The following is a 21140-nucleotide window of genomic DNA, read 5'->3' on the forward strand; positions in this document are numbered from 1 at the left end:
CTGGATTCGCTCCCATTGGTCATCGCGCAGGGCATAGCGTCGGCTTGTCATTCCGCTGAGTCTTGCTTTAAGGACTACCCTTCAACCCTAACCTAATTGATGACACGCCCTAGTTCCGTTGCTGCTGCCTCACATCAAATTGGTATGGCGCACTATAGAATAGGAAGGTACGATGCAGCTGAAGTTGCTTATCGAAAATCTCTAGAAATAAATACTCAGATTGGCAATCGGGTTGGACAGGCAAGTAGCTTAGGAGAGCTAGGAAATCTCTATGATTATGGTTTGAAGCGACTAGAGGATGCAATTATCTTTTATAAGCAAGCAGCTGAGATTCATGTTGAATTAGGGGACTTGCGGCATCAAGGCATCGCGCATCATAATATTGCGAAGACTTTGTATAGACTTAATTTTTACGATGAAGCCCGTGAACAAATCTTACAGGCAATTAAATGCTATCAACCCTATGGCACTGCCGTAGGAATCTGGAAATCTTTCAACATTTTGTATAAAGTTGAAGTTGCCACAAAGAAATTGGCGGCAGCTCAGATAGCATGGCAGCAGGCCCGCAGAGCCTATTTCATTTACAGGCAGGAAGGAGGTCAAGCACAATTTGATGGCGGCAAACTCGTACAGCAGATCTTAGATCTGCTGAATCAACAGCAGAACGTTCCATCGCTGTTTGAGGAATTGGCTGCGTTGTCGAACGAGCCTGGTATAACAGCCTCGCTCAAGCAACTCATCCAGGCAATAGCCTTCATCCTCAATGGCTCCCGCGACCCCGCATTAGCCGACGACCCCGCCCTCGATTACGACGATGCCGCCGAGGTGTTGTTCTTGATTGAGCGGCTATCGTCCCAAGTGCCGGGTGCCTAATTTGGCTGTGTGGCAGGTTCACAGGTTTGCCCAGGCACCAGTAACTCACCCGTGAGATGGTTAGTTGAGAGGTTCGGGTAACGGTATATGGGGTCTTGCCCGTGGGTTTTGTGGTTTCGCATCACGCTTGGGCTCAGGAAGCGAGGGTATGCTATTGGCAGGGCAGGCAGGTAGAGTCGCCACCGACGGTATCGTCCCTGGTCCAACGTTGCGTCAACGACATCCCTATGAATTTTTCTGCCCTTAACCGTCCCCTATTTTTGGTCGCCAATTATCCCCCTCACAGGGCCTGGAAGTTCTGTTCCCTCTGGGTTGGCCTGACGGTTTTAGGCTGTGGATTAGCCATGATTAGCGTCCCTGCTGAGCCAACCCAAATCACTCCCTACGTTTTGGGAGCTGCAGTTGGTCTCTTGCAGGGTTCAATGCTGCGTTTGGGGGCTTCGGGAACGGTGCGATGGACCCTGGCCACTATGTTAGGGGTAGTGCTGAGCAGCATGATGCGGCCTTATATTGCCTTTTACAGCAGCTTAATCATGAGTGGAGCCGTAGGGGGCATAATAATCGGTGGTATTCAGGGGCTGGTCTTTTATACCCAGATTCCTGGTATGGCCTGGTGGGTTTTAGTTCAAGTCATTAGCGGTGCGGCTAGCTGGGGGCTGGGCTGGTTTATTTTGGGTTCTGTTACCCGAGCTATCGGCCATACAACCACCGGATTGATTTTGACGAGCTCTGTTGCGATCGCCATGATGTGGGGTATTTCTGCCACCATGACAGGTATGGTGATGTATCGGTTGCTGGCTCTACGCCATGATCGCCGTACGTGACGGGCTGCCCACCGCCGAGCCAATGAATCCATTCACGCCTGGCCTGCGCTCGCATCAACTAACCGCGCCAATTCTTCCTCCAGCGTATTGGCCGGCATGGTGACTCCGGCCTGCCGATACCAGTACCGGGCGTTGCTGTTGTCTCCCTCAACCCGATGCAGGTAGGCATGAATTAGGCAGGCGTTGCGATCGCAATAGGGCTGCACCAGCTCGTGGGCATCCTACTGGCCTGCTTTGGCGAGGGCTAACGCTTTGGCATGGTCACAGGTCATAATCTGTCCTCCTTCCTCGGTTACGACGACGCGGTGGCTGTGTTGCTCTTGGTTACGGCGGGTGAGCCGTTCTCCTAACCCGTAGGATACGCAAATCAGCACCTGCCGATCGCGTCCAATGTCGAAGCGTTACTCGATATCGCCCTCTTGTTATAAAGCAACGCTTCTCTGTTACTCTGTGACGCGCTTCCATGACAAAGCAACAGCCGCTTGTTATAAAGCAACGCGCTTCCATGACAAAGCAACAGCCTTCCATCGCGAAGTAACGTCCTTCCGTCATAGAGAAACAGCCTCCCGTTACTAAAAAACGGCCTCTCGTTACAAAGAAACGCTCCCCTGTTACAAAGCTACGCCCTCTAGTTCTTCTAGATCACTTCGTCCTTACCTGGCTCTCTGGGGATATCCACCTCGATTTAGGCAGTCAACTTCTGTCAATTGGGCTCCCAATTCTGGCCTCGCCCGCACTAGCGTAGAAGTAGGGTCGGGCAGCTAGCCCGCACCGAGACCCCAGAAGGTCAGACATGATAGAACTTTTAAGAACTCTTGCCCATGCAGAGCGATCGTGTGGTTGGCGTTAAAAGTGACGGCACGATTCACAAAGCTGCCTGATATCGGTGCAAAGCTTCCCCCAGAGAGTAAGGTTTCACCATGGTCTTACCCCTCACCCTTCAGCACCTCACGGCGCGACCCATTACCCCAGAGAACTTTGCTCCCTTTGGCCAGGTTATCTTCCCCAGTGCCGACGGAGCTACCTTTGGCCCCGCGGAAGCCCAGCTCAAGCTGGATGCTGGTATCCCCCGCTTTTACATCATGACGCTGAAGAACAAGGGTACCCGGTTTCGCACCATTACCCGGCATCAGCGCTGCACTCAGTGCCTAGGGGCGCTGGCGGGCAAAGATTGGTTCATGGCGGTGGCCCCGCCGGAGGCGACTGAGCAGCCCGACCCGAGTAAAATTTGCGCCTTTCACATCCCCGGCAACTGCTTTATCAAGCTAGAGGTGGGCACCTGGCACGCCGGGCCATACTTTTGCCATCCCACGGTGAATTTCTACAACCTAGAGCTGAGCGATACCAACATTACCGACCACCAAACCTGTAGTTTGGCCCAGGACTTTGGGCTGGAGTTTGAGATTGTCGGTGGGGAGTAGAAGAGTAGATGGGTGGATGAGTGGATGGGTAGATGAGTTAATGGGCCATTCGCGAAACGTTCCGTTCTGGAATCGCCGCCTCGGCTAATAGCGGTGGCAGCACGTAGGCCGTAGCTTGCTTAATGGCGGGCGATCGCAGCCCGTAGGGCACCTTGCCATTAGCGGCAGTGGCATACTGGCGGCAAAACTCTGCCAGGTCAGGGGCCGACTGGCTGGGCGAGAGGTTATTAAAGATAAACGTCAGCTTGCCGGGGGCGCTGAGGGCGGCATTGCAGGCGCGATCGCAGGCGGCCATGCAGCGCACCGACTGAAGGGTGATTTCGCCCTTGCTGATTTCGGCATTTAGGCAGTCGGTCAGCCGGTCGAGCAAGTGCTGCCCTCCGGGGGTATCGCCCGCGCCAGACTCAGCGGCGGGGAATTTGCACAGCGCACAGACAAACAGGGTGGGTTGGGTCATTGGTTCGAATCGATAGGTGAATAAGCTTTGCAGGCAGCCTTGAAGCTTGGACAGCCAACAAAACTAGGAAGATTAGAGCTGTGGGGCGACGGTGAACTCGGCGTGGCGATTCCGGGACGGATCGCTTCGCGAATCGCCCATCTGGCGCGAGCACTCCGGCGGCGGCACCGCCCAGCCCTTTAGGCAGCTCACGTAGGGGTGCGAGTCGCCAATCAAGAGCAAGATCGCATCCTGAGCGGGGTTGTAGGTCGCTATAGCCTCTGCCACAGCAGGCGATTGATCGGCTAGTAGGCTGAGGTCGTGACAGCAGGCAGCCCAGGCACCTGCGGCCACAAAGCGAGCAGTGTAAGGTACCGCCGTGCAGCTCCAGTCCACCGTGGCGGTGCTAGCGTGAACTTCGCACAGCACCAAGCCTCGGCCCTGTTGTAAAAAACCTTGCCAGGCAATGTGGCCCATGGGCAGCCAGTATTCGCGAATAAACAGCGGCTGCCAGTCGCTACAGCCTTGCCACACGCTGATGTCTACGCGCACAGCCAGCACCGGCGATGGCGTGGGGCTTGTTGCGGCATGTGAAAAATCCCTCCAGGACCACAGCGCCCTAGAGCAAACCAAAGACTATTCATAGTCATCTGTACCTCGCAGATGGAAATAACGTTGGGCATCCATCGGCGGGCATTCTGACTCACACGATTTTAGATTGGCAAACTGGCGATTTTGGCAGGAGTGAAGCCAAAATCTAAAGTCCAAAACCTAAAATCGGTTCACAGCTGCGGGACAGTGGCAGATTTGCGCTGCGCTTTCCCCGTTTCCTTTAGCGGCTGAACCCCGCTAAAACCGACAGAGCTGCATCCTAACACCTTAAGGGCGAAGCGATCAGCAACAAATCGTTGCGATTTGACAGCAAGGCTATTAATCGCTAGCACTACCGCTGCTAGGGGGTATGGCGACGACGGTAGGCATCCATATAGACCACGTTGTCTCCGGCGCGGTGGTCACCATGGCCAGCCAGCAACCCCGAGGCTTTGACCTGCTGAGCCAACGCCACCGTTAGAGTTGAGCCCGCCTCGGGAGGCACTAGCAGCTCCTTAAAGCTGACTTGGATCTCAGTACCGGGAGCCCAGTCTTGCTGGCGCACCCAGCAGCGATCGCGCTCGCACCGCACTACTACAAAATCGGGTATGTGGTCGCCTTGACCCTTGAGGCGAACCCGTGATCCTAAACAAATCGTTAAGGAAGCCATAGCGCTGCACCTGAAATAGGCTGGCCGTTATAGATTCAACAGTAGTTCACTTGAACTTATTTTTGAACGGGAAATTCACAAAAAATTGATTTTTTATTGGTTTCATTTTAAGGGATGTTTCTCCCCTTTGGGGTTAACTGTTGGCAACGGAGGTAACCAGCTAATCTAGACTGTCCAGCTGGCTACCTCTTCAGTGCTGGTGTGCTGTGGCAGACTAAGGAGGTTGTCGGCTTTGGTTGTCTATGCCCCCTCAGACTACCTCGTTATCGCTGGCTGCGGCACTGCGGCAGCGCCGCGATCGCCTGGCTGAGCTTCACCCAGGGCCAGTAGTGCTGTGGTCAGGGCAGGCGGTGTCGCGCAACTTTCCGGCCAACACTTATCCCTTTCGGGCCAACAGTCATTTTTTGTACTTTGCGGGCCTGCCCCTGGCCAACGCTGCCCTTCACCTCGAAGGGGGTCGGCTGACGCTGTTTATGAATGACACCTCTCCCGAAGCAGCTCTGTGGCACGGGCCAAGTCCCAGCCGAGAGGCGATCGCCGCTGCCATTGGAGCCGATGCCGCCTATCCTTGCCAAGACCTAGACTCCTATTTGGCTGAAGCGGCAACCCTCCCCGCTCAAACCGCTGCTGGCCCAGAGTGCAGCAGAGTCTTGGCCGCAGCCCTGGTGACCCTGCGACTGCACCACGATGACTACGCCCTCGACCAAATTAAACAGGCGGTGGCGGTCTCTGTCGCCGCCCACAAAGCCGGTATGGCCTCCACTCTAGGGGCGACCACTGAGGCCCAGGTGCGGGCCGCCATGGAGCAGGTGATTATCGGCCAGGGCATGACCTGTGCCTACAACAGCATTGTCACCGTCCATGGCGAAGTGCTCCACAATGAGCAGTACCACCATGCTCTGGCTCCGGGCGATCTGCTGCTAGCCGACGTGGGAGCCGAGGCCCCTAGCGGTTGGGCTTCGGATATCACTCGCACCTGGCCTGTGTCTGGGCAGTTCACCGCAGCCCAGCGAGATATATATAACCTGGTGCTGGCTGCCCACGATGCTTGCATTGCCGCCGCCCGCCCTGGAATTGAGTACCGGGATTTACACCTGCTGGCCTGCCGCACTCTGACGGCGGGGTTGGTCGACTTGGGAGTCCTGAAGGGAGATCCTGATGCCTTGGTTGAGCGGGATGTGCACGCCCTATTTTTTCCCCATGGAGTGGGGCATCTGCTGGGGCTCGATGTGCACGACATGGAAGATTTAGGGGATATGGCAGGCTACGCGCCGGGGCGATCGCGCAGCGATCGCTTTGGGCTCAAGTTTCTCCGCCTGGACCGGCCCCTAGCGGCCAACATGGTAGTCACTATCGAACCTGGCTTTTATCAAGTACCTGGTATCCTCGGCCCGGCGAGGCAGTCGGGCCGATATGACGACGCTATTAACTGGAACCGTCTCAAGACCTTTGACGGGGTACGCGGCATCCGTATTGAAAATGACGTGCACATTAACTCAACGGGCTGCATCGTATTAACCGCCGCCCTACCCACCCGCGCCGATGCTGTAGAAGCCCTAGTTAGCGGAGCCTAGGGCGTTTTCCCAACCGACTCCAACCTGGGGGTTTACAAAGTCTTAGCTTTTGCCAAGCTGTTCATCTCTCTGGGGCTGATATGATTTCAGTGAGCAGTTTTTAACCATTTCTTATGGATTCTGTAGACCTCGCGCCTCAGGCTCAGCCAAACCTACGGGTTGGCCTAGGGCGGGTACTCATCGTCGAAGATGAAGAACTGATTCGAGAAACACTGGCCCTTGGGTTGGCCGAGGAAGGGTTTGATGTTCTCGTTGCCGAAGATGGTTTGACTGCTCTCGATATGCTGGGCGGCACATCGGTGTCGAGCCGCACCGACCGGCCCGAAGTCAACCTGGTGGTGCTCGACCTCATGCTGCCCGGCATGAACGGGCTTGACCTCTGCCGCCTGCTGCGCCACCAGGGCATCGATGTGCCCATTCTAGTGCTGAGCGCCAAGGGTACCGAAACCGATCGCGTAGTGGGGCTCGAGATTGGTGCCGACGACTACTTGAGCAAGCCCTTTGGCATGCGGGAGCTGGTTGCCCGATGCCGGGCGCTGCTGCGCCGACAGCGGGGCAAAGCTAGCGTTGAAAAAGACAACGTGCTCCGATTTGAAGAAATCATGCTCCATCCCCAGGAGTGCCGCGTCTTCTTGAAGGGTGAAGAGGTTAACCTTTCCCCCAAAGAATTTCGAATTCTGGAACTGTTCATGAGCCAGCCCCGACGGGTGTGGTCTCGGGATCAGATTATCGACCAGGTTTGGGGGCACGATTTTATGGGCGACAACAAAACTGTAGACGTGCATATTCGCTGGATTCGCGAAAAGCTAGAGGTTGACCCCAGTCATCCGCAATACCTGAAAACCGTGCGTGGCTTTGGTTATCGCCTGGGTTAGGAGCTGTCAAAACCCGTCCCCAGGGGGCTATGTTAACTTCTGCGGAGTGCCACTTCACAGGACTTTAACTTCAGCAACAAACAAACCGAGTCCTTAGATTGTCGTTTAGGCTTAAGGGGCAGGAGCGAAAGTCGTCTGCGTGCCAAGGCTGAGAGCGTGGCCGTAGGCTGTGATGTTTGACCTGTCAGCAGCTCCAACCCTGGTAGAACGCTATGCCGCTCACCATTTTAATTGCCGAAGACGACGAGGGCACTCGCCTTGCGTTATGCGATTATTTAGAGCTTGAGGGCTATTCTGTGCTGATGGCTAGCCACGGCGAGATGGCGCTGAGTCAGGTGTTTAGCCACCAGCCCCAGCTTATTATTACCGACATCGGCATGCCCGGCCTCGATGGGTTTACTCTGGTGCAAAAAGTGCGGCAGTACCCGGCTTTTCGGCTGCTGCCAGTGATTTTCCTCACTGCTCACAATCAGACCCAAGACCGGATTCGAGGCTATCAGCTTGGCTGTGACCTCTACTTGCCTAAACCCTTCGAGCTGCGAGAGATAGGGGCGATCGTGCGCAATTTGCTGGAGCGATCGCAGCTGATCCAGTCCGCATGGATTCAGCAGGTGGCCCTCAGTACCGCTCAGCAGCGTGCTCTTCAGTCCAGTGAAGTAGTCAGTGAAGCGATTGCGCCCTGGACCCCTGATCCTGCCGATTTGGTAACTGAGTTTACAGCTCGGGAACAGGATGTGCTGACGCTGCTATCGGATGGGCTATCGAATGCTCAAATCGGCGATCGCCTGTTTTTGAGCCCCCGCACCGTCGAGAAGTATGTCAGCAGTCTGCTGCGCAAAACCGAGACCAGCAACCGTTCTGAGCTGCTGCGGTTTGCCATTAGCCACCACCTGGTGCCCTAGTCATCAACCCGTCCAAAACGACTGTGCCTTGGTCATAATTGAAGAGATAGCCCGGCTCCCTATCTGAAGCTCAGGCCGTTCGACTTGGGGAATCACCATGGTGCAATTCTGGATGACAGTAATTCTCAGTCTGTCGCTGGTACCTCTAACCGCCTGCCAACTCCAGGAGGCACAGCCCTCTGAGTCCACCACTACCGCTGAACAACCCGCTGCCGCAGTACCCGAGTTGCCCGGCGAGTATAACGACGGGCTGGTAGTTCCTGGCGAACGGGTGGGCCCAGTTACGGCCCAAACCAGCCGCGCCGATTTGGCCAATTTCTATGGCGAGGCTGCCCTGAGCGATCGCCCCATTTCCCTAGGAGAAGGCAGCACAGAGGTGGGCACAGTGGTCAATCCTGGTACTGACCAACAGTTTGCCGTGGTATGGAATGACGCCGCCCAAAGTCAGCCCCGGCTGCTCAAAGACTTTGGCAAGGCTTGGCAAATTCCAGAGGGGTTGGGGGTGGGTGCACCCTATACTACGGTTCAAGCCGTCCTAGGCGACTTCGACCTCTATGGCTTTGCCTGGGATTATGGCGGCACGATTGTGCTTGAGGGCACCGACCTAGACCAGTACGACGACACTCTATGGCTGCGCCTAGCCCCCTCGGACGAAGCCATAGCAGCGAACCTTAAGGCCTACGAGGCCATGATGGGTGACGGCATATTTGCTAGCCGTGACCCTAATTTAACGGTGCTTGATCTGTCGGTGTACGAAATGGTCGTGCCTTTCAACGTTAACCCTTAGCCCGTCAGGCCGCTGCGGGTTGGATAGCGGCGCAGCTGGCTAAAAAAGCTAGACGGATTAAAGCTGCGCGGATCCATACGGTTGCCGGAGCGATCGACTGCCTGGTGGGTAGTAATCCGGCTATCAGGAATGGTGGTCTGAGCCAGCAGCCAGGCTAGAGAATCGTACTGGGCTTGGGTATAGCCGCTGTGGCTACGGCGGTTGTTGAAGCCATCGCCAGGGGTCTCTAAAGACACGTGGTAAGCAAAGTTGTTCACCGAGGGGGGAAACGCTGAATTAGTGCGCACAGCCTCTGCTCCATTGGGGCCATTGAACACTGAATTGCCAGCCCCAAAAGCCCGTTTTTCAGGAGGCACAATGTAGTACACCGTGCCATCGCGACCAATTAGGGCATGGTAGCTGACTTGGTCTTGGTCGCGCGGGTGCCGTGTGCGAAATAGGTTGAGGGCACTCTGGGCCGACCCCACGGTTTCATGCAGCACGGCAATGAAGTCGTTGTGCACCACCTGGCCATTGATGTCAGTGAGAAAGCGATCGCCGTAGTTAGTGGGGTCGGCCAAGGCCGTCACCTGTCGGGGCGGAGCCGCCTGGGCCAGCTCTGGCGGGGCAGCAAAATCAGTTGGCCCCGGCTGAGCGGCCTTGAGCGGCTGGAGCGTTGCTGCCGCCGTAGTTTGCATAGGTGGCAAACCGCTCACGGTGAGCATAGGTTCTAAAGGGCCTGCCGCGCGGGCAGAGCCGAGCCCCAAGCTCAGCAGCGCCACTAGCACCCCCCCTAACCCTATCCAAATCCAGCGACGAGCCACGGCAACCTCCGGGTGCATTGTCAGACTATTTTGTAGCGCGAAATGGGCTCAATGAACCCTCATCCTGAGATGAAACCCCTAGACCGTCGCAGGCTCGTTAAGAAGCCCAGCGATCGAGGGCCCGCTGCCCCCCCCAGCGAGCGACAATTTCGTCGTCGTAGCTGTCAGCAATGCGAATCACGGTGGCAACGGAGTGATTTAGATCGAGGCGATCGCAGGTATCACCCACCAGACTGTGCTCAAACACAATGTCATCCTCAGCATCGTAGGCAAAGCGGCCAAAGTAGATGCCGTTGTTTTCCCGCAGCAGGTAGTAGCTCAGTTCGGGGGTCAGATCAATCGCGGTTACTACATAGGCTCGCGTAGTAATCAGCGTTTCATAGTCGTGCCAGGGCACCACTCGAGTCGAGGCCACCGCCGACCCCAAGTTCACAATGAAAAGGGGTTCATCCTCAAATACCACCAGCGCTTCGCCAAACAGCTCATGCATCCAGGGCAAAATTCGATGGTAAACCGCCTCCTGGCCAGGGGTCTTAAACTCCATACAACACTCGTAGAGGAACGAACAGCAGAACCTTAGCCGTAAACTAAAGCCTTAACAGATTAGCCCTAGAACGAACCCCAGGAAAAGCTGCATCCCAATTGTCTCACTCTTGCTTTAACGTCAGCTCTCGTTCGATGCCTATTTGCGGCTCAGCCGTATGGTGACACTGGCTGGCGCGCCATACTTCTGGCAGGGGTATTCAGCAGCCCCGTGCTCCTTGCCAGTCGCAAATTCCAGCCGTTCTAGACCAAAATCTGTCGTAGGCTACAGCGCCTTATAACTCTGAATTTGAGACGTCAGAATTAAGGGTGGCCCTTACAGTAGGCTTTGGATAGGTCCTCTGTCCTTATCTATAGCGCCCCCTCGTTATTTCTATGGCCTGCATTATCTTCACCGACCTCGACGGCACCCTGCTCAATGGCGAAACCTACGCCTACCAGGCGGCCTTGCCCACCCTGGCTAAGCTCGCTGACCAGGGCATTCCGGTGATACCGGTCACGAGCAAAACCCGTCAAGAGGTCGCCCAACTGCGGCAGGATGTCGGCCTGCGCGATCCCTTCGTGGTGGAAAACGGCAGCGCCATCTACATTCCCATCGACCACACAGGCTTTACCCTGCCGCCAGGCGACGATGTCGATGGCTACCGGGTGCTGCAACTGGGCTGTAGCTATGTCACCGCTCGCGCTGGGCTAAAGGCGATCGCCCAAGATCTCGGTCGCCCCCTCAAAGGCTTTGGCGACTGGACTGTAGACCAGGTGGTGCAACTCACCGGGCTATCCCCCGAAGAGGCCAAGCAGGCCAAGGCCAGGGAGTTCACCGAACCCTTTATGACTCCCAAAAATGTGCCCGCCGACCAGCTGCGTGAGGCCGTAGCAGCCATGGGGTTTCGGGTCGTGATTGGCGATCGCTTTTCCCATTTAATTGGCAGCGAAGCGGGCAAAGGCCGGGCCGTGCACCAGCTGGTGCAGCTCTACCAAGCCAGCGGTTCCGGGGCCACGTCCATCACTACCATTGGGCTAGGCAACAGCCCCAATGACCTCGACATGTTAGAAAACGTCGATTATCCGATTGTGCTACCCAGCGCTCACGGTCCCCATCCTCAGCTAGCTGACCGCGGTTGGCAGGTCGCGCCAGCCCCAGCGCCCGAAGGGTGGGCGATCGCCGTAGAGGCCGTCCTCGAAGCGGTCATGGCCTAGCAATGGGCTAGCACTACTGACAACACGGGTTTTTGAAGCTCTTGTAAATCTGGCGGAGCGAAATTAGTGAACTTGACCAGGGTTCGCTAAGGTACCTACTGCGGGCGTTAGCCTCAGCGATAAGCCAACCTGGCAATCTGGGCAACCTAGCAGAAAAGATTAAATTAACCACGTTGGGTAGTTATGAACGTAACTTTAGGCGACCTGGTCACGGTCATGCTCGCGGTTTTGCCGCTGCTGTTGCTGGCCACCTCAACCTTTTTTGCCCTCGAGTGCCTGATGGCTTTAAGCAGCGCCCAATCGTCCGCCAATTCCTCTACCCTACCTGCCGATCTTTCCCTAGCAGTGCTGGTGCCCGCCCACAACGAAGCTGAAGGCATTGCCGCGACCTTAGCCACCATTTTGCCCCAGCTGCGTCCTAGCGATCGCCTGCTGGTGATCGCCGACAACTGCACCGATGCCACGGCCGATGCCGCCCGCCAGGCTGGAGCCACCGTGATTGAGCGCCAGAACCTTACCCAGCGCGGCAAGGGTTATGCCCTCGACTTTGGCATCAGCCATCTCACGGCTAACCCACCCGACATCGTTGTTTTTGTCGATGCCGACTGCGATCTACAGCCCCACAGCTTAGCCGCCCTGGCCATTCAGGCCTGGCACAGCCAGCGCCCGGCCCAGGCTGTCTACCTCATGGAGAAGCCTCCTATTTCTGGGCTTAAAGACGGCATTTCAGCCTTTGCCTTCAAGGTGAAAAACTGGGTGCGCCCCCTCGGGCTATACCGCCTGGGGCAGCCCTGTCTGCTGACCGGCACTGGTATCGCCATGCCTTGGGAGGCCGCCATCGCCGTCAATATCGCTAGTGGTCACATTGTCGAAGACATGAAGCTCGGCCTCGATTTGGCTCTGGCCGGCTATGGGCCTCAATTTTGCCAAAGCGCCTGGGTCACCAGCCGCCTACCCAGCGGCAACCAGGCCGCCACGACCCAACGCACCCGCTGGGAGCATGGTCATCTGCAGATGTTGAGCGAGTACGTGCCCAAGCTGCTGGGTCAGGCCTTACGTCAGGGGCGGGTTGACGTCCTCGTTCTAGCTCTAGAGTTAGGAGTACTGCCCATTTCGCTACAGGTCATGGTGACCTTGGCGATCGCAGCCCTCTGCCTGGCTGCGGCCCTCGTTGGGTTGAGCTGGCTACCCGCCTACCTAGCCTTAGGGGCAGTACTCACCCTCAGCACCGGGGTCAGCCTAGCCTGGGTGGGCTACGGACGTAGCGATCTCTCCCTTAAAGATCTGCTAACCGTGCCGCTCTACGTGCTCAACAAAATTCCGTTGTACTTCAAATTTTTGGTTAAACCCGAAAAAAACTGGGTGCGCACCGAACGCGACGGGTAGCGTTCTACCTTTGCAGTAGCTCCCCTCAACCGCTAAGGCTACGCCATTAGGGAGGCTTCGGCCGTCCTTGAGGTCTTTGGCAACACCGCCAACAATACTGCGATTCTTTTAAGTTTGGTAACGCTTCCCCAAAGACTCCTCATAAAAGCGCTGGAAAACAACGCTTCATTTCAAAGCAATGGTGAGGGACATCGCTGTAGTGCTATGTCATGGGTACTCTACAGGTATCTTTGAGGGGTGACACCCCCCACAGCGCCCCTAACCTATGAAACTGCGCCACAAAACTCTGCTGCTAACTACGCTGCCTCTGCTAGGGCTGATGGCAATTCTTTACGGCAGTTTTTCCGTCATTTTGCAGCGTAGCTACGGTCGCTTTGAGCAGCAAGATGCCCACCGCAACCTGCAACGGGTCGATGAGGTGCTAGCCGGCGACCTCGCCCAGATCCAGAGCCTTACCGAAGACTGGGCCGCTTGGAATGACACCTACGCCTTTATCCAAAACGGCAACCCTGACTACCTCGAGTCGAATCTCAGCAAGTACGCCTTTGAACGACTACAGCTCAATGTTGTAGCCTTCATCAACCCCGACGGTGAGATCGTCTACGGCACGGGTTTTGACGTAGACAACAGAACCTTTCTACCCCTACCTTCCAATCTGACCCAGCAGCTTAATCCCACCAGCCCGCTGATGCAGTTTGAGCACCTGGCTTCCCACCACCAAGGGTTAATGATGGTGGATGGCCACCTGATGCTGGTTGTTGTAGAGCCTATTTTGCGCAGCGATGCCACCGGCCCATCCAGGGGTGCCCTCCTCATGGGGCGAACCCTAAGTGCCAGCGTCGTCGAATCCTTGGCGCAGCGCACGCGGCTCGATCTACAGCTCCATCCCCTAGGTCAGGGCGAATTGTCGGAGTCACTCCGCCCTATTCTTACGACCCTCAGCGATCGCACCGACTCGGCCACCCTAGTGCGCCCTCAAAATGACGATACCCTAATGGGCTACACGCTTTGGCCTGATGTCTACGGCACTCCCCAAGCGCTGCTAGAGGTCAAGCTGCCCCGCGATATCCACCGACAAGGGCTGATTAGCCGTCACTATCTCGGCTGGTCGCTGCTCGGATCCTGTCTTGTGTTTACCAGCGGTATGCTGCTGCTGCTCGACCGAGTAATTTTACGGCGGCTGCTGGGGCTCAGCCAGCAGGTGCAGCACATCGGGCGCTCTAACGATCTCACCCAGCGAGTGTCGGTGCAGGGAACCGATGAGCTTAACCACCTGGGCTGCCAGATCAACGACATGCTGAGTGAACTACAAATCAGCAATCAAAAACTGGCCCAGGAACAGCAAAAGGCTGAGCAGCTCTTGCTCAATATTCTTCCAGCACCGATCGCTGGCGAACTGATGCAGACCAAGGTGTCCGTTCCCCAGCACTTTGACGAGGTGACAATTCTGTTCGCCGACATTGTGGGGTTCACCAGCCTGTCGCACCATCTGTCACCCATTAAGCTGGTCGACCTGCTGAACCAAATCTTCTCGGCTTTCGACAGTCTGGCTGAGCAGCTAGATCTAGAGAAAATTAAAACTATTGGCGATGCCTACATGGTGGCGGCGGGGCTGCCCACACCTCGGGCTGATCACGCGGAGGCGATCGCCGAAATGGCCCTAGCAATGCAGCAAGTAACCGCCTCCTTTCAGGCCGAGTCGGGGGAACCGCTGGAGATTCGCATTGGCATCAACACCGGGGTAGCAGTTGCCGGAGTAATTGGCACGAAGAAATTTATTTACGATCTTTGGGGCGATGCTGTCAATGTGGCCAGCCGCATGGAGACCTCTAGCGAACCCGGTCAGATTCAAGTGACAGCCGCTACCTATGAGCGCCTCAAGGACAGCTACCGGTTCGAACGCCGCGGCTGCATCGCCATTAAAGGTCGTGGCGAAATGGAAACTTACTGGCTGCGCGGTCATCGACCCGAAGCCCTGTTTTGCGCGCTTCGCAGAGAAAGCATTCAACCCACCGCTCCCTAGGGCTCTGCTGGGTGCGATTTACAGGTTAGGGGTCTCCTAGTGCTTCAGCGCTAGAGGACTCCTAGCTTTTGGAGTCAATCCTGTTTAGTCATCCTCTAAGAGCGCTGTGGAGAATCCTCTACAGCTTTAGGATTGACTCCGCCCGCGTCTCCATAAGCATCCCCTGTCTATCTGGGGAATGTGGTTCGAGGTGACGTTGCTGACAGATCACTCATCAGGCATCTGTGGACGACCAGCCCTAAAATCTAATTAGATTCTAAAAGCTTAAAGTCGCACAACCTTTTAACAAGCGGGTAACGCGATTCGAACGCGCGACATTCACCTTGGCAAGGTGACGCTCTACCACTGAGCTATACCCGCATTAAAAACCAGTGTCAGGAGCAATTCCGTTTCGCTGGTTTTGACTTTATCTAGAATCTCAAAAAATTGTGACTATGTCAACATTTTTTTGGATTTTCTTGGGCAATCTTCAGCCCTAAAGCGAGTCCGCCTCCGGAATCACGACGGCTTGAGCTGCCACCGGCATCCCAGGCCCCAAGCGGGCTGAGCCATTGCCCGCACCACTGCCCATGGCGGAGTGAATCACTCCCATTAAACTGGCCATTTCTAAAGCGCTCATGGCATAGTCCCAACCGTGGTTGGCTTTAATACCCGCCCGCTCTAGGGCCTGCTGCAGCGTATCTGTAGTGAGTACGCCAAAGATGATCGGCACACCGGTTTGGAAACCCGCTGCTGCCACGCCCTTGGCTACCTCCGCCGCCACATAGTCAAAATGGGGCGTCGAGCCACGGATGACGGCTCCCAAGCAAATGATTGCGTTGTAGCGGCCGCTAAGGGCCAACTGCCGAGCCACCAGTGGAATTTCAAAACTGCCGGGCACCCAGGCGTAGTCAACCTGGGTGCCTTCGGGGTTAACGTCTATACCATGGCGCTTCAGGCAATCTTGGCAACCCTCCAGCAGCTTACCCGTAACTAAATCGTTGAATCGGCCTAGCACAATGGCAAACCGGGGAGACCCTGTGGAGACTAACGTGCCTTCAAAAACCGCCATAAATATTCTTTCTACACCACAAAATAGTTGAGGCTGCCTACGACTACCACCAGAGCGCCCCAAATAACAGAGCCGAACAAGATCAGTCGTTTGGACTGATCCCAGTCTTGAGGAGAGGCGTAGGCTACGGGCACATACACCACCAGCACAAATGACATCAGAACCAGGGCAAACAGCGCGAGTTGAAACAGAATTACCATGGGTTTATATTTGCTCTCTCAAACACAGCAGCGGAGACGGCGGTGAACAACCTGATCAGCCCAGGCTAACAGCCACACTACCCTAACCAGTACGCTATCAGAAAGAGGCCCCGCCGGAAAGTATGGCCCTAAAAAAGGCCCGAAATTTATGGACTTAGTCCTTTGCCACACCACTGCCGATTTTGACACCCTAGGGGCTGCCGTGGGGCTGGCACGCCTACAGCCAGGACGGCGTATTGTGCTGACCGGAGGCTGCCATCCGACGGTGCAACGATTTTTGGCCCTCCACCGTGACGAGTATCCGCTGATTGAGCGGCGAGCGGTAGATCCAAGTCAGATTAATCGCCTCACTTTGGTCGATGCTCAGCAGCGCGATCGCTTTGGCCCAGCAGCCGATTGGATTACCCAGGCCGAACACAACCAGGTGCCCATCGAGATCTACGATCACCATCCCACGAGTGCCGAGACGGTGCAGGCCCAGGAGACAATGATTGAGGCTGTGGGAGCAGCCACCACTCTAGTTGTGGAGTCCCTACAACAACAAAAGATTGAGCCAAGCGTCGCTGAAGCTACAGTCATGGCCCTGGGCATTCACGTCGATACCGGTTCGCTGCTGTATGAGGGGGCGACGGCGCGGGATGCCTCTGCTCTAGCCTGGCTGATGGCCCATGGGGCCAGCCTCGCGATTATTGCCGACTTTGTAGAACCAGGACTGAGCCCCACTCTGCAGGGGTTATTGACCGAGGCCATGGCCTCCCTCCACGTAGAGGCAGTGGGGGGCCACGCGTTGGCTTGGGTATTGCTGCGGGTTGACGGGTATGTGCCGGGTTTGTCGGGGCTGGCAGAGCGACTGATATCCCTAGTCGATGCTGATGCACTGCTATTTGGGGCCCACTACGCCGCTAAGGAAGAAGCGGACGCCGATGGGTTGGCAGACAGCGATCTATCCGACCCATCGCTGGGGATTCAAAAACTCACGTTGATTGGCCGAGCCCGAGGCCGAGTGAGCGCTCACCTCGACTGGGGCACGGTGCTGACTGCCTTGGGCGGCGGTGGGCATGCTGCGGCTGCCTCGGCCAATCTTACGACGGAGGACCCCTTAGGGACAGTGCAGGAGGTCATGGCGGCGGTGCGATCGCACTTACCCCGCCAGCCCACCGCCCGCGACCTGATGTCGTCGCCGGTACGCACCATTCGCCCCGACACCACGATCCACGAGGCCCAGCGGATTTTGCTGCGCTACGGCCATTCGGGTTTGTCGGTGGTCGATGAGGGCGATCGCCTGGTCGGCATCATCTCCCGCCGCGATCTGGATCTGGCACTCCACCACGGTTTTAGCCACGCTCCGGTCAAGGGCTATATGGCTACTAACCTCAAAACCATTGTCCCTGACACCCCCCTCACCGAGATCGAGCACCTGATGGTGACCTACGACATTGGTCGCCTGCCGGTGCTGCACCAGAGAGCGCTAGTTGGCATCGTTACCCGCACTGACCTGCTACGTCACCTGCACCAGGGGCAGCCCTCTCCCTCGGCCCAACCTGCTCTGCTAGACCCGCCTGCCGCCATTACCTTACAGCGAGCTTTGGAGGCTAGTCTGTCGTCTGTCTTGCAGGACATTTTGCAGCAAATCACCGCTGCTGCCGAGGAGCGAGGCTGGCACCTCTACCTGGTGGGCGGCGCGGTGCGCGATCTGCTGATCTGCACCGATTCAATTTCAGCGGCTCTACCGGACCTCGATTTAGTAGTTGATGGGTTCTTCAGCACGGCTCAAGTAGGGGCTGGCGTTGACCTGGCGACCGTGATCAAGGAACGGTTTCCAGAGGTCGATTTACAGGTGCATGGGCGCTTTCAAACGGCGTCGCTGGTCTGGCGCAAAGAGTTAGACCATCCCCTGGCCGGACTGATGATTGACATTGCCACCGCCCGCACGGAGTTTTACCCCTACCCCGCCGCCAATCCCGAAGTCGAAGCTAGCTCCATTCAGCAAGACCTCTACCGTCGCGACTTTACGATCAATGCTCTAGCGTTGCGGCTCACCAATCCTGGGTCTGGGCAGCTGCTTGACTACTTTGGCGGTCTCATTGACCTGCGCCAGGGCACCATTCGAGTGCTGCATGCCAACAGCTTTATTGAAGACCCAACCCGCATCTACCGAGCGGTGCGCTTTGCGGTGCGGCTAGGGTTTAGCCTTGACGCCCAGACCGAAGGCTATATTCACCACGCCATGGCCAGCGGTGTCTACAGCCAAATGCAGCACCAGATGCGGCGAGCCCCGGCCCTACAGGTGCGGCTCAAAAACGAGCTGAAATACATTCTTGAGGCACCCTACTGGCAATCAGCGCTAACTTTGCTAGACCAGCTTGGGGCCCTGCGCTGTCTCCACAGTGAGCTGACCATGACCCCAGCCCTATGGCAGCAGCTGCGACGCCTCAGCCGCTGGACCAAGCACTTTGGCTGGCCCGAGTTGGGACCGCCCTGGTTGCTGCGGCTACAGGGGCTGCTGGCCGCCATACCGGCTATGGCGCGATCGCCCCTGGCCACCCATTTACAGCTGCCCGATCGCGCCATTGAGCGTCTGACCCACCTCGATCAATGGGAACAGCAGTGGCAAATCCTGGTGGCCAACGAGCCCGCCCCCAGCCAGCTATATGCGGCCTTTAGTCAAGCTGATCTTCCTACTCACCTGCTCATCAGTGCTCGCCATCCTCGGCAGCTGGGCTCTGCCCTGTGGCGTTACCTCATGCAGTGGGCTTCCACTGCGCCCCTGATCGACGGTGACCAGCTCAAAACCCTGGGCTATCGTCCCGGCCCCAGTTTTAGGCCTATGCTGGAGGCGCTGTTTGCCGCTCAGCTTGACGGTGCGATCGCAACCCAGTCCGACGCGATCGCCTTTCTAGAGCAGCACTATCCTCAATGCTAAGGGAGCACAAGCTACTGCCACCTCTCCCCCGTCGGATGAAGAAAGGGGTAGAGTGGCAAAGATCATTGACTCCCTCTGCTTTTATGACCCTAGCCGTGGGCACTGCCCTGCAAAATGGCACCTACGTGATCGATGCGTGGGTGGCTGACGATGCCGTTGGCCCTGTCTATCTAGCGATGGATGTGTCTAAGGGGCAGTGGATACAGCTGCGCATTTTGGGCAGTCGTAGTCCAGAAAACTTGCCCGATGCCCCACAGCGACAGTTGTTTTATCAGTACCTCGACCAGGTTAATAGTCTTAAACAGGCTGCATTTCCAGCACGCTTGGGGGGGTTTGAAGAAGAGGGCGTTTGCTATCAAACCCTGGCCAGCCCCCCCGGCACCCCCCTCGATCGCCTGATGACTGAGGCCGGTTCCCTCGCACCTCGCACCAGCATGGCTATCATCCAGCGCCTTGTAGAAGCCTTTGAGATGCTTTACCCCCTGGGCTGGGCTGGGCTGCGATTGACCCCTGACCAGGTGTGGTACGAGCTACAAGAAGAAATCCTCACGTTTACGGGCTTTGATTTACCCCCCGCCATCCCCTACTCCACCGACAAAGAACAAGTGCCCTTAGAAGAATCAGCCATGGTGCGCGGGCTTACCCACCTGCTGTACTTTTTGCTAACTGGCCAGCGGGCTGAAGCTACCAACGCTCCCTTGGCAGTGGAGGTTCGTCGTCGCCACCCCGATCTACCCACTGCTGTCGATACGGTCTTGGCCCTGGGCAGCCCCAGGCTTTTGAACGGGGCCACGCCCACCTTAGCACCGCTGCCCACCGTTACCCTGGCGGAGTGGAAAGCCCTCCTGCCGCCCCTCGAACAGCTACCATCGACACCAGCACCCAGGGCAGTACCCCAGCCCTTCACTCGCCCCGCAACTAGGGCAGTATTTAACCAATCTGACCCTGGAGCCCAACCCCAAACGACCATTGACTATCCTGCGCAGGCCAGAGCCCCTGTTGGCACGACCCAGCCTCACCGCCGTTCGCTACCAATGCTGGCTTTGGTAACGACTGGGCTAATGGCCACGGCCAGTGGATTAGGATTTGGCCTCTATGCCCGGCTTCAGCCCGCTAGCTCTGCCAGCCAGGAGCTCCTCAGTCCCAATCAGTCGTTTCCTCCCCTACCCGACTGGGATGGCGACGACCTCTGGCAGCCCTGGGCTGACACTCCAGCCCAGCGCGATCGCCCCGACTACAGCAACACGCCACCGCCGGGGTCAGCGCCAGTACCTGACTTTGCCCCTGACCCCCAAGAACCTGCGGCCCCGCCCCCAGCGGTGCCCCAGCCTGAAAATGTCCCTGAGCCTGTGCCTGAATTTATTCCTGAACCCGTGGAAGACTGGGAGCCAGTAGCCCCCCAGCCCGAACCCGAGTTTGAACCCATATTCCCTAGTGACCCGGCACGACTGCCGGTTGAACCCGCTCGGGCACCGCAGCCGCTGCCCGCCCCAGTTCCTGTAGAGCCCGCTCCGGCGGAGGGAGCAGCCCCACCACCCCTAGCTCCACCGCTTCAGCCACCGGCCCCGGCTCCGTCCTCTAGCTAGACGGTTTGCTAAATAAACCAAAACTTAACCCAATATCCGCCCAGTGCTAGAGGAATAAGGACGTTATAATTCTCTACAGTTAAACGAATTCTGTTACATCACCCGTTTTCCCTGAGGTTTGCCATGAGTAGCCCCGTGCTGCATGCGTTTTATGTTGGCCGCGCCCTAGCCGATGCGGTTAATGAGCGCGCCGAGCGGTTGTTGACCGATGGATTGAGCCTGGTGGGTAAGTTTGACGCCGAACAGCGGGAACACTTTCGCCAGTTCACGGAAGAAGTAATGGCTCGGGCTCAGCAAGCAGAGGCGGAAGCTGGGGAACCCTACATGGGAAGCACAGCATCAGCTGCGCCAGGCTCAGTCACCGATTTACAAGCCACTATTGACACTCTGCGAGCCGAAATTGCCCAGGTGAGAGTTGCCTTGCAGCAGTATCGGGCTACTTCCCAGGTTTAAACACTGTTTTGGCTCTATGCCA

At 56.9% G+C, this 21140-nt stretch carries 22 protein-coding genes, 1 tRNA gene and 1 riboswitch; of the genes, 13 read left to right on the forward strand and 10 right to left on the reverse strand.

The genetic code is table 11. The annotated features are described in order from the left end of the window. Positions 1-99 precede the first annotated feature (99 nt). On the forward strand, positions 100-873 hold the full coding sequence (locus tag H6F57_RS17315; RefSeq protein ID WP_190625477.1) for a tetratricopeptide repeat protein: 774 nt from the start codon (positions 100-102) through the stop codon (positions 871-873). A gap of 227 nt (positions 874-1100) precedes the next feature. Continuing rightward, positions 1101-1697: a hypothetical protein gene (locus H6F57_RS17320; protein WP_190795022.1), complete on the forward strand. Its 597-nt coding sequence runs from the start codon at positions 1101-1103 to the stop codon at positions 1695-1697. A 32-nt stretch (positions 1698-1729) separates the two neighbouring features. Here H6F57_RS17320 and H6F57_RS17325 read toward each other — a convergent pair whose 3' ends face one another. Together H6F57_RS17325 and H6F57_RS27645 are read right to left on the reverse strand one after the other, a co-directional pair. Further along, positions 1730-1903: a hypothetical protein gene (locus H6F57_RS17325; protein WP_199289567.1), complete on the reverse strand. Its 174-nt coding sequence runs from the start codon at positions 1901-1903 to the stop codon at positions 1730-1732. Positions 1904-1918: 15 nt separating this feature from the next. Then, positions 1919-2071 carry a hypothetical protein gene (locus tag H6F57_RS27645; protein ID WP_199289568.1) on the reverse strand — a complete coding sequence of 51 codons (153 nt, stop codon included), beginning with the start codon at positions 2069-2071 and terminating at the stop codon, positions 1919-1921. Between the two features lie 546 nt (positions 2072-2617). Here H6F57_RS27645 and H6F57_RS17330 point away from each other — a divergent pair. Next, positions 2618-3118 carry an ureidoglycolate lyase gene (locus tag H6F57_RS17330; protein ID WP_190625479.1) on the forward strand — a complete coding sequence of 167 codons (501 nt, stop codon included), beginning with the start codon at positions 2618-2620 and terminating at the stop codon, positions 3116-3118. A gap of 37 nt (positions 3119-3155) precedes the next feature. On the opposite strand, the gene H6F57_RS17335 is transcribed toward H6F57_RS17330, so the two are convergent. The 3 genes from H6F57_RS17335 to H6F57_RS17345 all read right to left on the reverse strand — a co-directional run bounded on the left by H6F57_RS17335 (position 3156) and on the right by H6F57_RS17345 (position 4815). Then, the gene (locus H6F57_RS17335; RefSeq protein WP_190625480.1) at positions 3156-3575 is read right to left on the reverse strand and encodes a DUF1636 domain-containing protein; all 420 of its coding nucleotides are present in this window, start codon (positions 3573-3575) and stop codon (positions 3156-3158) included. A gap of 72 nt (positions 3576-3647) precedes the next feature. Next, the gene (locus tag H6F57_RS17340) at positions 3648-4115 is read right to left on the reverse strand and encodes a hypothetical protein (RefSeq protein WP_190625481.1); all 468 of its coding nucleotides are present in this window, start codon (positions 4113-4115) and stop codon (positions 3648-3650) included. Between the two features lie 109 nt (positions 4116-4224). Further along, positions 4225-4429: riboswitch (cobalamin riboswitch) on the reverse strand. 77 nt (positions 4430-4506) lie between these two features. Then, positions 4507-4815: a hypothetical protein gene (locus tag H6F57_RS17345; protein ID WP_190625518.1), complete on the reverse strand. Its 309-nt coding sequence runs from the start codon at positions 4813-4815 to the stop codon at positions 4507-4509. Positions 4816-5057: 242 nt separating this feature from the next. Between H6F57_RS17345 and H6F57_RS17350 the strand changes: the two genes are divergently transcribed. From H6F57_RS17350 to H6F57_RS17365, 4 genes are all read left to right on the forward strand, one after another. Beyond that, entirely contained in the window at positions 5058-6389 is a 1332-nt protein-coding gene (locus tag H6F57_RS17350) for an aminopeptidase P family protein (RefSeq protein ID WP_190625482.1), read from the forward strand. A 113-nt stretch (positions 6390-6502) separates the two neighbouring features. After that, positions 6503-7264: a response regulator transcription factor gene (locus tag H6F57_RS17355; RefSeq protein WP_190625483.1), complete on the forward strand. Its 762-nt coding sequence runs from the start codon at positions 6503-6505 to the stop codon at positions 7262-7264. 212 nt (positions 7265-7476) lie between these two features. Next, positions 7477-8166, forward strand: a complete 690-nt coding sequence (locus tag H6F57_RS17360; protein WP_190625484.1) for a response regulator transcription factor — start codon at positions 7477-7479, stop codon at positions 8164-8166. A gap of 97 nt (positions 8167-8263) precedes the next feature. Further along, positions 8264-8953, forward strand: a complete 690-nt coding sequence (locus H6F57_RS17365; RefSeq protein ID WP_190625485.1) for a hypothetical protein — start codon at positions 8264-8266, stop codon at positions 8951-8953. Here H6F57_RS17365 and H6F57_RS17370 read toward each other — a convergent pair. Together H6F57_RS17370 and H6F57_RS17375 are read right to left on the reverse strand one after the other, a co-directional pair. After that, positions 8950-9756 (reverse strand): peptidoglycan recognition family protein, encoded by an 807-nt coding sequence (locus H6F57_RS17370; protein WP_313933559.1) that lies wholly within the window; start codon positions 9754-9756, stop codon positions 8950-8952. The genes H6F57_RS17365 and H6F57_RS17370 overlap by 4 nt on opposite strands. 97 nt (positions 9757-9853) lie before the next feature. Further along, the gene (locus H6F57_RS17375; protein WP_190625486.1) at positions 9854-10300 is read right to left on the reverse strand and encodes a YbjN domain-containing protein; all 447 of its coding nucleotides are present in this window, start codon (positions 10298-10300) and stop codon (positions 9854-9856) included. 374 nt (positions 10301-10674) lie between these two features. Here H6F57_RS17375 and H6F57_RS17380 point away from each other — a divergent pair, with 374 nt between their 5' ends. The 3 genes from H6F57_RS17380 to H6F57_RS17390 all read left to right on the forward strand — a co-directional run bounded on the left by H6F57_RS17380 (position 10675) and on the right by H6F57_RS17390 (position 14905). After that, the gene (locus tag H6F57_RS17380; RefSeq protein ID WP_190625487.1) at positions 10675-11496 is read left to right on the forward strand and encodes an HAD-IIB family hydrolase; all 822 of its coding nucleotides are present in this window, start codon (positions 10675-10677) and stop codon (positions 11494-11496) included. A 183-nt stretch (positions 11497-11679) separates the two neighbouring features. Beyond that, positions 11680-12882, forward strand: a complete 1203-nt coding sequence (locus tag H6F57_RS17385) for a glycosyltransferase family 2 protein (protein WP_190625488.1) — start codon at positions 11680-11682, stop codon at positions 12880-12882. A gap of 265 nt (positions 12883-13147) precedes the next feature. After that, on the forward strand, positions 13148-14905 hold the full coding sequence (locus H6F57_RS17390; protein ID WP_190625489.1) for an adenylate/guanylate cyclase domain-containing protein: 1758 nt from the start codon (positions 13148-13150) through the stop codon (positions 14903-14905). A 288-nt stretch (positions 14906-15193) separates the two neighbouring features. Here H6F57_RS17390 and H6F57_RS17395 read toward each other — a convergent pair. The 3 genes from H6F57_RS17395 to psbZ all read right to left on the reverse strand — a co-directional run bounded on the left by H6F57_RS17395 (position 15194) and on the right by psbZ (position 16156). Beyond that, a tRNA-Gly gene (locus H6F57_RS17395) sits at positions 15194-15265 on the reverse strand. Positions 15266-15380: 115 nt separating this feature from the next. After that, positions 15381-15956, reverse strand: coding sequence for a 6,7-dimethyl-8-ribityllumazine synthase (ribH, locus tag H6F57_RS17400; RefSeq protein WP_190625490.1), 576 nt, complete (start codon positions 15954-15956; stop codon positions 15381-15383). Positions 15957-15967: 11 nt separating this feature from the next. After that, positions 15968-16156: a photosystem II reaction center protein PsbZ gene (gene psbZ, locus H6F57_RS17405; RefSeq protein WP_190625491.1), complete on the reverse strand. Its 189-nt coding sequence runs from the start codon at positions 16154-16156 to the stop codon at positions 15968-15970. Between the two features lie 148 nt (positions 16157-16304). On the opposite strand from psbZ, the gene H6F57_RS17410 reads away from it, so the two are divergent. The 3 genes from H6F57_RS17410 (at position 16305) to H6F57_RS17420 (ending at position 21118) form a co-directional block, all read left to right on the forward strand. Continuing rightward, entirely contained in the window at positions 16305-19079 is a 2775-nt protein-coding gene (locus H6F57_RS17410; RefSeq protein WP_190625492.1) for a CBS domain-containing protein, read from the forward strand. Between the two features lie 83 nt (positions 19080-19162). Continuing rightward, positions 19163-20665, forward strand: a complete 1503-nt coding sequence (locus tag H6F57_RS17415; protein ID WP_190625493.1) for a hypothetical protein — start codon at positions 19163-19165, stop codon at positions 20663-20665. A gap of 123 nt (positions 20666-20788) precedes the next feature. Then, positions 20789-21118, forward strand: a complete 330-nt coding sequence (locus tag H6F57_RS17420; RefSeq protein WP_190625494.1) for a DUF6825 family protein — start codon at positions 20789-20791, stop codon at positions 21116-21118. Positions 21119-21140 lie beyond the last annotated feature (22 nt).

Origin of the sequence: Leptolyngbya sp. FACHB-60 (assembly GCF_014695775.1) — a bacterium.
In the GTDB taxonomy this organism is placed as follows: domain Bacteria; phylum Cyanobacteriota; class Cyanobacteriia; order Phormidesmidales; family Phormidesmidaceae; genus Nodosilinea.

Excerpts from the sequence above, each read along its gene's own strand:
- H6F57_RS17315 (WP_190625477.1), top strand. The coding sequence starts at position 100 with ATGACACGCCCTAGTTCCGTTGCTGCTGCCTCACATCAAATTGGTATG.
- H6F57_RS17320 (WP_190795022.1), top strand. The coding sequence starts at position 1,101 with ATGAATTTTTCTGCCCTTAACCGTCCCCTATTTTTGGTCGCCAATTAT.
- H6F57_RS17330 (WP_190625479.1), top strand. The coding sequence starts at position 2,618 with ATGGTCTTACCCCTCACCCTTCAGCACCTCACGGCGCGACCCATTACC.
- H6F57_RS17335 (WP_190625480.1), bottom strand. The coding sequence starts at position 3,575 with ATGACCCAACCCACCCTGTTTGTCTGTGCGCTGTGCAAATTCCCCGCC.
- H6F57_RS17345 (WP_190625518.1), bottom strand. The coding sequence starts at position 4,815 with ATGGCTTCCTTAACGATTTGTTTAGGATCACGGGTTCGCCTCAAGGGT.
- H6F57_RS17350 (WP_190625482.1), top strand. The coding sequence starts at position 5,058 with ATGCCCCCTCAGACTACCTCGTTATCGCTGGCTGCGGCACTGCGGCAG.
- H6F57_RS17355 (WP_190625483.1), top strand. The coding sequence starts at position 6,503 with ATGGATTCTGTAGACCTCGCGCCTCAGGCTCAGCCAAACCTACGGGTT.
- H6F57_RS17360 (WP_190625484.1), top strand. The coding sequence starts at position 7,477 with ATGCCGCTCACCATTTTAATTGCCGAAGACGACGAGGGCACTCGCCTT.
- H6F57_RS17365 (WP_190625485.1), top strand. The coding sequence starts at position 8,264 with ATGGTGCAATTCTGGATGACAGTAATTCTCAGTCTGTCGCTGGTACCT.
- H6F57_RS17375 (WP_190625486.1), bottom strand. The coding sequence starts at position 10,300 with ATGGAGTTTAAGACCCCTGGCCAGGAGGCGGTTTACCATCGAATTTTG.
- H6F57_RS17380 (WP_190625487.1), top strand. The coding sequence starts at position 10,675 with ATGGCCTGCATTATCTTCACCGACCTCGACGGCACCCTGCTCAATGGC.
- H6F57_RS17385 (WP_190625488.1), top strand. The coding sequence starts at position 11,680 with ATGAACGTAACTTTAGGCGACCTGGTCACGGTCATGCTCGCGGTTTTG.
- H6F57_RS17390 (WP_190625489.1), top strand. The coding sequence starts at position 13,148 with ATGAAACTGCGCCACAAAACTCTGCTGCTAACTACGCTGCCTCTGCTA.
- ribH (WP_190625490.1), bottom strand. The coding sequence starts at position 15,956 with ATGGCGGTTTTTGAAGGCACGTTAGTCTCCACAGGGTCTCCCCGGTTT.
- psbZ (WP_190625491.1), bottom strand. The coding sequence starts at position 16,156 with ATGGTAATTCTGTTTCAACTCGCGCTGTTTGCCCTGGTTCTGATGTCA.
- H6F57_RS17410 (WP_190625492.1), top strand. The coding sequence starts at position 16,305 with ATGGACTTAGTCCTTTGCCACACCACTGCCGATTTTGACACCCTAGGG.
- H6F57_RS17415 (WP_190625493.1), top strand. The coding sequence starts at position 19,163 with ATGACCCTAGCCGTGGGCACTGCCCTGCAAAATGGCACCTACGTGATC.
- H6F57_RS17420 (WP_190625494.1), top strand. The coding sequence starts at position 20,789 with ATGAGTAGCCCCGTGCTGCATGCGTTTTATGTTGGCCGCGCCCTAGCC.